This is a genomic window from Streptococcus sp. 339, assembly GCF_013277285.1.
GTDB classification, from domain to species: Bacteria; Bacillota; Bacilli; order Lactobacillales; family Streptococcaceae; genus Streptococcus; species Streptococcus pseudopneumoniae.
The window spans coordinates 1-8350 of sequence record NZ_VMMR01000020.1; the positions used below are offsets into that span (position 1 = coordinate 1).

The 8350-nt window shown below is 35.1% G+C and carries 9 protein-coding genes and 2 pseudogenes; 4 read left to right on the top strand and 7 right to left on the bottom strand.

Going from position 1 to position 8350, the window contains the following annotated elements; translation table 11 throughout:
• Positions 1–1019 (top strand): annotated as a pseudogene (locus HT736_RS02535) (ISNCY family transposase); the annotation flags it as partial.
• 200 nt (positions 1020–1219) lie between these two features.
• Here the strand turns inward: HT736_RS02535 and rlmD are convergent.
• Positions 1220–2575 carry a 23S rRNA (uracil(1939)-C(5))-methyltransferase RlmD gene (gene rlmD, locus HT736_RS02540; protein ID WP_138704789.1) on the bottom strand — a complete coding sequence of 452 codons (1356 nt, stop codon included), beginning with the start codon at positions 2573–2575 and terminating at the stop codon, positions 1220–1222.
• Positions 2576–2631: 56 nt separating this feature from the next.
• Between rlmD and HT736_RS02545 the strand changes: the two genes are divergently transcribed.
• From HT736_RS02545 to HT736_RS02555, 3 genes are all read left to right on the top strand, one after another.
• Positions 2632–3408 carry an aminoglycoside 3'-phosphotransferase gene (locus tag HT736_RS02545; RefSeq protein ID WP_138704793.1) on the top strand — a complete coding sequence of 259 codons (777 nt, stop codon included), beginning with the start codon at positions 2632–2634 and terminating at the stop codon, positions 3406–3408.
• A 9-nt stretch (positions 3409–3417) separates the two neighbouring features.
• Positions 3418–4194, top strand: a complete 777-nt coding sequence (recX, locus tag HT736_RS02550; protein ID WP_000705109.1) for a recombination regulator RecX — start codon at positions 3418–3420, stop codon at positions 4192–4194.
• Positions 4195–4282: 88 nt separating this feature from the next.
• Entirely contained in the window at positions 4283–4816 is a 534-nt protein-coding gene (locus tag HT736_RS02555) for a DUF402 domain-containing protein (protein WP_000775321.1), read from the top strand.
• A gap of 346 nt (positions 4817–5162) precedes the next feature.
• On the opposite strand, the gene HT736_RS02560 is transcribed toward HT736_RS02555, so the two are convergent.
• The 6 genes and pseudogenes from HT736_RS02560 to HT736_RS02585 all read right to left on the bottom strand — a co-directional run.
• On the bottom strand, positions 5163–5291 hold the full coding sequence (locus tag HT736_RS02560; protein ID WP_303620870.1) for a hypothetical protein: 129 nt from the start codon (positions 5289–5291) through the stop codon (positions 5163–5165).
• A 56-nt stretch (positions 5292–5347) separates the two neighbouring features.
• A complete protein-coding gene (locus HT736_RS02565) occupies positions 5348–5686 on the bottom strand; it encodes a hypothetical protein (protein ID WP_033607083.1) in 339 nt (112 codons plus the stop codon).
• Positions 5687–5694: 8 nt separating this feature from the next.
• A complete protein-coding gene (locus tag HT736_RS02570) occupies positions 5695–6033 on the bottom strand; it encodes a helix-turn-helix transcriptional regulator (RefSeq protein WP_007284801.1) in 339 nt (112 codons plus the stop codon).
• A gap of 12 nt (positions 6034–6045) precedes the next feature.
• A complete protein-coding gene (locus tag HT736_RS02575) occupies positions 6046–6819 on the bottom strand; it encodes a class I SAM-dependent methyltransferase (protein WP_172930718.1) in 774 nt (257 codons plus the stop codon).
• A gap of 445 nt (positions 6820–7264) precedes the next feature.
• Positions 7265–8020 (bottom strand): annotated as a pseudogene (locus HT736_RS02580) (epoxyqueuosine reductase QueH).
• A gap of 27 nt (positions 8021–8047) precedes the next feature.
• The coding region (locus HT736_RS02585) for a transposase (RefSeq protein WP_172930719.1) at positions 8048–8350 on the bottom strand (303 nt) is incomplete at its 5' end.

An 8350-nucleotide genomic window follows, 5' to 3' on the forward strand; every position in this document is an offset into this window, starting at 1 on the left:
AGAAAACAAGCTAAACTGAACCGCAATCATCCCCTAGACAATCCAATCTTACCGTCCGCTAAAGATTTCCTGGAAGACACTAAAAAGCTACATCCTAGTAGACCCAGAAAGAAATTTGCTGGAGAACTCATCCAAATGGAGGCTAGCCCTCATGCCTGGTTTGGAGCAGAAACCTCTAACTTACACTTAGCCATTGATGATGCTTTCGGCAATATCCTAGGGGCTTATTTTGATAAAAAAGAGAACTTGAATGCTTACTATCATGTCCTTGAACAAATATTAGCCAATCACGGTATTCCCCTTCAAATTAAAACAGATAAGAGAACAGTCTTTACCTATCAAGCCTCCAACTCTAAGAAAATGGAGGACGATACCCATACACAGTTTGGATACGCCTGTCACCAACTGGGGATTCTCCTTGAGACAACCGCTATCCCTCAAACTAAAGGGAGAGTCGAAAGACTCAATCAGGCACTACAATCTCGCCTGCCTATTGAACTGGAACGAAACAATATTCATACCTCGGAAGAAGCCAATACCTTCCTTCTTTCCTACATTCAAACCTTTAATGAACAGTTTGGAAACAAGACAAAACTCTCTGTCTTCGAGGTGGCTCCTAAGCCCTCTGAACGAAATCTCATTCTAGCTAGACTGGCGGAGAGATTCGTGGATCGTAGACACCATATCCGATTCCAAAATCGTTGCTATATCCCTGTTGAACAAGGAAAAGAAGTCTACTTCAGCAGAAAGACGAAAGCATTCGTTATAAAAGAAGTTGACGGTGACATCTACCTCAATATCGCTGACAAGATCTATCACACAAAGGAGCTACTAGTTCATGAACTCTATTCGAAAAACTTTGAATCAGAACCAGAACAAAAAAAGAAAGACGCAAGTATATCCCTCCACAAACCCATCCGTGGAAACTCACATCTTTCAAACAATATCTTCAGAAAAATAAAAAGGATTATGAAGAGTTTACTAGTGAGGAGCTTCATTCTCCTCAGCTACAAGTATAATCTATTTCTCGCTAAATGGGAAGCTGTTCCTTAAAGGAAATCACTCTATCCCTTACATTTAGGAGAGAGAAAGTAAGGAGTCTAAGACAAGCATTTCATTTGATAAGAGGCTTGGAGCTGTGAGGCTAATGAAAGCAAAATAATTGCCCTCAATCTCACCATTTTTTGGGGCATCATCACTTTCGATTGACACTACTTTTTTAAAATTTTTTAATTAATTTTACAACTGCTTCCGTTCGAGCTGTATGTGGGAACATATCGACCGACTGGATATAATGAAGATCATAGACTTCTACTAAGCGTACCAAATCACGAGCCAAGGTCGAAACATTACAAGAAATATAGACCATTTTTTCTGGTACATAAGTAAGAATAGTATCTAATAACTTATCATCCAGACCTGTACGTGGTGGGTCAACAATCAAAGCATCTGCTCGGTAGCCTTCCTTGTACCAACGAGGAATAATCTCTTCTGCCGTTCCAGCTTCATAATGAGTATTGTCAAATCCCATTCTTTTAGCATTTCGCTTGGCATCTTCAATGGCTTCTGGAATAATATCCATACCTCTGAGTGTTTTAACTTTCTTTGCAAAGGCAAATCCAATTGTTCCAACTCCACAATAAGCGTCAATCAAATGGTCTTCTTTATTAACATCCAAGGCTTTTACCGCCTCGTTATAAAGAACTTCTGTTTGTTCAGGATTTAGTTGATAGAAAGCTCGAGGAGATAGTGAAAATTCATAATCGAGTACACCTTCTTGAATACTCTCTTGTCCCCAGATAATCTCTGTCTTTTCACCATAAATCTCACTGGTTTTAGCTGTATTTGTATTCACAGCTACTGTCACAACTTCTGGGAAATCTTTAACTAAATCTTTTACTAGTTGGGTTAAATTAAGCTGACGATTTGTAACAATAATAATCTGAACCTGTCCAGTCTTTCTTGCTCGTCGGACCATAATAGTCCTAACACCTAGAACTTTTCTCTCATCTGTGATTGGAATCTGGTGATAAGTAAGTAATTCCGCTAGACGATTAGCAATCACTTGGGTTTCCCTGTCTTGTACCAGGCAGTCTTTCAACTCTACTAAATAGTGAGAGTTTTGTGCATATAAGCCCGCCTTGACCTGATTCTTAAATTTTCGAGTCTGAAATTGTAACTTAGCTCGGTAATATTTTGGTTCCTGCATTCCAATAGTTGGACGAATTTCATAGTTTTCATATCCTGCAGGAGCAAATTTTTTCAGCGCTTGATGAAGCAAGTCCGTCTTGAACTCCAGCTGCTTATCATAATGCAGGTGCATGATTTGGCAGCCTCCGCACTCATTATAAATAGTACAAGCTGGCACAACGCGGAATTTAGACTTTTTGTTGACCTTTAATAATTTCGCTTCAACAAAGTTACGTTTAATAGAAGTAATCTGACAATAGATATCTTCGCCTTTGAGAGCACCGGGTACAAAGACTAATGTTTTTTGGTAAAAGCCGATTCCCTCACCATTAATTCCCATGCGCTTGATTTTTAATGGTATTTTTTGTTTTATTTTTAGATTCATAGGTCTATTATACCATGGAGTTTCTAAGATATTTAAGAATATGTTACAATAAAAGCATGAATTCAAAAACACCTCGCTTTAGTATACTAGATTTCCCTGAACAATTACGAAGCTATATCAAGGGAGCTAATCTCTCTGATAGTTCTTCTCATTCAAGTGCAACTGTCCTATATATAGATTCAGGTTACTATTTAAAAATAGATCAAAAAGGCAGATTAGCTCAAGAAGCTAAGATTGCAAATTGGTTCGAAACTGAAGGATTGGGAACTCCAGTGATTACCTATTTATCAGCAAAAAAGGACTTCCTTCTGACCAAAGAAGCCATTGGCAGAAATGCTCTCGATTTTTTAAATCAACCCGAAAAACTCTGTCAAACCCTAGCTCAAGCATTAAACAAACTTCACAGTCTTAAACCACAATCTTTTCCGTCGGAAAATCATCTGAAGCGTTATAAAGAAAAAGCCTTAAACAACTATCAGAAGGGGACTTTTTATAACAAGACTCTTCTGCCTCAATTTCATATTCACAGTCGTGAAGAAGCTTACCAACTAATACAAGAGAAAGGTCACCTTCTCAAAGCTGATGCTTTTATTCATGGAGATGCCTGCCTGCCAAATTTCATCTTGAAGGATGCCTCGCATTTTTCTTGCTTTATTGACTTGGGATTGGCTGGTTTTAGTGACCGACATATCGACCTCTTTTGGGCAATTTGGTCCCTTCATTACAACCTACAAGATGCTACGTATGCTGAATTATTTCTCGACTATTACGGTAGAGAATATGTAGATATGGATAAACTCCGACTTGTTGCAGCTTTCGAAGCATTTAGATGAAAGGAAATTATGAAAATCACAAAACTTGAAAAGAAAAAAAGACTCTATCTGATGGAGCTTGATAATGGCGACAAATGCTATATCACCGAAGACACAATTGTTCGTTTTATGTTATCGAGAGATAAGGTGATAAGCCAAGAGGAATTGAAAGAGATTCAGGACTTTGCTCAATTTTCTTATGGTAAGAATCTGGCTCTCTACCATTTATCCTTTAAAGCACGCACTGAAAAAGAGGTCAGAGAATATCTAAAAAAATACGATATTGATGAAAACATCGTTTCTCAAGTCATTGCTAATCTTAAAGAAGATAAGTGGATCAATGATAGCCAATACGCTTATGCTAGCATCAATGCTAATCAACTGTCAGGAGACAAGGGTCCTTATGTGCTGACTCAGAAACTAGCTCAAAAAGGGATTTCAAAATCTACTATAGAAGAGAACTTGAAAGAATTTGATTTTTCTGAAGTTGCTCAACGTGTAGCTAATAAACTATTGAAAAAATATGAGGGAAAACTTCCAGCTCGTGCCCTGCAAGATAAGATTATCCAGAGCTTGACTAACAAGGGCTTCTCTTATTCTGATGCTAAAATTGCCTTTGACGACTTAGATAGCCAAATTGACCAAGAAACGACTCAAGAACTCATCTTCAAGGAACTTGATAAGCAATATACTAAGTATGCTCGAAAGTATGAAGGATACGAACTGAAGCAGCGTTTAACTCAAGTTTTAGCACGAAAGGGCTACGATTTTTCGGATATAGCAAGCGCTCTTAGAGAATATCTTTAATATTTCCAAGTGAAATTCACAGATTTTAGGTAATTTTATGGTACAATAGTAAATGATAAACTTATAAATTGTAGAAAGTTGGTTAGTTATGAAGCTTCCAAAAGAAGGCGACTTTATTACAATTCAAAGTTATAAGCATGATGGGAGTCTCCACCGAACTTGGCGGGACACCATGGTACTAAAAACAACAGAAAACGCCATTATTGGTGTCAACGATCATACACTTGTTACCGAAAGTGATGGTCGTCGTTGGGTCACTCGAGAACCGGCTATTGTTTACTTTCACAAGAAATATTGGTTTAATATCATTGCCATGATTCGTGATAATGGAACTTCTTACTATTGCAATATGGCTAGCCCCTACTATCTGGATGAAGAAGCACTGAAGTATATTGATTACGATTTGGATGTTAAAATTTTTACAGATGGGGAAAAACGTCTCTTGGACGTTGAAGAGTACGAGCGTCACAAACGCAAAATGAATTATTCTGATGATTTGGACTATATTTTAAAAGAACATGTCAAAATTCTTGTTGATTGGATTAACAATGGACGTGGTCCTTTCTCAGAAGCCTATGTAAACATTTGGTACAAGCGCTATGTAGAACTAAAGAATCGGTAAAGTTGTCAAAGGTCAGGAACAAAATCCTGACCTTGTTTTTTTGGTAGTATAAAATAAATTGTGTAAAAACAAAAAGGAATAAATCCATTATAGCAGAGTTACAACACCTTACTAGAAAGAGATTTATGCAGAATTCGTAAAATATATAAAACAAATAGATATACTGTTATTTTTTAATGTCTCTGTTCCTTGTAAGTTTACAACAAACTTATATCGTTTAATACAAAAAATACGAAGATGATTAGTATAAAAAATACAGGTCAACTTCGTATTTTTTTATTTCCACATAGCATCAATCACTTGGTACAACATTTTAAAAACAATATCTCGACAGAGAAAATGGTATTTAATCTACCAGCTCATTTAATCGTTTTTGAAAATATAAAGCAATACTTTTAGATTCAATAAACTCAAAATATTTTATGACATCGTTCATTTGTTTAATTCCAGATTCTTTAGATTCAGTCAGATATATTTTATATCCTTTTACAAATTTGAATGTAGATTTTTCAAAAACTTTTGTGTCATCTTTTAATAGTCATCTTTTAATAATTTTTTTAATTTCATTTCAAAGTAGTCTGCATATATTAGATGTGAATTTTCAAGGCAACAGAACCAAAAATTTAAACAAGCTGACACAACTAAATTTCTATTCTTGCCGATTTTTTCGTAATAATGTGTACGCTCTAGTATTTCTTTTCCGACCATGTAAATATAATCTATTTCAAAAAGATGATATAAATTACCAATCAGCGTTATCTCATAGGACTCCCATCGTTCCTTCTGGAATAAATAGTCATACACTAAATTTAGATCATCTCTACTAACTACATGATTACAATCTATCTGATTTAATAATCCCTGAACCATAATTGTATTTATTTTATGAGTTTTTCCCCACTCTTCTCAAAAAGTTTTTGTTGCTCATTTTTTATTTCCTCCAACCCTTTAGTATTCAAACTATAAAAGTTCGGAGATAAATTAACCAAAAAATCATCACGCTCCGATCTTTTATAATGTTCTAGGTAATTACAAAAATTCTCTATCGAAACATTGATATTTGATAATAATTCAAAAAACGTTGAAAGAGAAATTTCATTTTCTCCCCTTTCAAATCTAGAAAGTTGAGATTTTGATATAGAATCAGCTGCAGCATACTCTAAAGAATATCCGTTTAATTTTCTAAAATATCGAAAAGCTTCTCCGTAATTTTTCACACTTTCATTCCCTTAACTTTCTTTTCGAGCGATAAACATACCATATTCTTTAGGAATGATCAACATACCATTATTAAACTCACTTTCCAATCTTTTACGTATTATTTCCTCTTCTAGTGAACCTATTTCTGAAATTCCTTTAAACGATTGGATGTATTTAACTAGGTCATCTATACTAGTTACCTGTAACTCATCATCATAGAGTAATGTATCGACAGAGTTAAAATACCTACTCAGGTACCTTTTACCATTTTGTAAAGTAAACGTTTTATTTTCTAAATCTTGATTAACCTCATCTTTAAATAAATTTGCCAAATAATTTACAACTCCATTTTCACCAAATGTAGCACAGTAAAAAATTCCTCCGGTTTTTAAGACCCTATTCACCTCAGAGAGAGCTTTAGGAATATCATTCACATGATGTAAAAGCATATTAGCAATAACAATATCAAAGGTTTCATTCTCAAAAGAAATCTTTTGAATATCCATTATTTCATAGTTAACATTGTCTCTATTTCCAATCACTGACTTCGTTGATTTTACCATATCTTTAGAAAAATCTGTAACAACCAACTGCTTCATTGTATCTATAGAATCACTATTACTTTTCCACAGTTCTCCTGTACCACATCCCAATTCTAGAACCTTTACTTCATCAGTGATTTGATAGTTAGAAAATATCCAATTATTAAATCCCAATTTATTTTTTGAATACTTCTTATGCAATTCTACTCGAATATCAAGATTATCATGACTTTTATATTGTTCAATTACTTTATCAATCATTTTAAACGACCCCCACTCTATAATTGACATTATATCACAAGAATAAAGATAGTGTTAAATAAGTTGTATAAATGCAAAAAAGGAATATTCCGTTATAGCAGAGTTGTAACACATTTCTATAAAGAAATTTATTCCTACGACTCAGTTTAGCATGCTTAACTTCCTAACTCAAAAACAAAGCATCGATTAATTTATCCGTTCTTCTTTTGAAACAGATTTGAACTGATAATTGCTCGTTTTAATTTAAGAAGCTCTTTTGAGCAAAACTTCATTTTTTTAAGAGTCCAACAATTTCTGTCTATCGCTTTTCTACTAGCAAAAAAAACTACCTTGAGGCAAGTTTTCATTTATATATCTAATTTCGTAATAGTATAGTAAAATGAAATAAGGACAGTCAAATCGATTTCTAACAATGTTTTAGAAGTAAAGGTGTACTATTCTAGTTTCAATCTACTATAAATTTGATATGAGAATAGTCTTTCTCAACATCCTTATCCAACAAGCATGCTGTGGCGTCCTTCTTAACTTGAACCAGGTCAATATTCTGGGCTTGGGCTGCATAGACGCAGCCACAATAATATTGACGATAGATGTCATACTCCTCACACATCTCTACTGAACGTTTGTAGCCTTGATTTTTCTTGAAATCGTTGGGAAGATAGTGGGTCGTGTAAATTTTTTGCACATCGATTCCGATGCTATTGATGGTTTGAGAATTCTTATGAGGACTGATGGTCAAGGCTGAACCAAAGTAGTCAAAGCCCAAGTCCATAGCCACTTGCGCTGTTTTATCCAGTCGGTAGTCAAAACAAACCTTGCAACGGTCGCCACCTTCAGGCTCTTCTTCCAGTCCTCTGACTAACTTACGTTATTCATTTGGTTCATAGGGAGCCTCTAGGTACTGAACCACATCTCCTGTCCTCTCATTGAAATCACTGACAAATTTCTTAGTAACATAGGCACGCTTATGGTATTCTGCCTTAGGATGGATATTAGAATTTGTAAAATAGATGGTCACATCTGCATACTTGGTCAAATATTCTAGGGTATAGGTACTGCAAGGGGCGCAGCAAACATGCATGAGAATGGTTGGCCGATGCTCATTTTTCTCTCATACTTGTACCATCTTCTGCATGACACGGTCATAATTAATCTTCTGATTGGGGTTCATCTTGCTCAGAATTTCTTCTACATCGATCATGTTATTCTCCTTTTTCTAGTCTTATACTCAATCATTTTCAAAAAGCAACCTTGTCCATTGTCTGCTGACAGTGGACTTTAAAACGCTTTTTTCCAGTCCTTGAATAACTTCTTGAAGCTTATTAATGACGGCTTCCAATGTTTGGAAAGCCTTATTTTTGAAACCTCGTTTTCGAATTTCTTTCCAGACTTGTTCAATAGGGTTCATTTCTGGTGTATAAGGTGGGATAAAAGCCAACTCAATATTACTTGGAATCTCTAAGGTATTTGATTTATGCCATATAGCATTATCCATGACAAGTAAAATATAGTCATCTGGATAAGCTTGTGA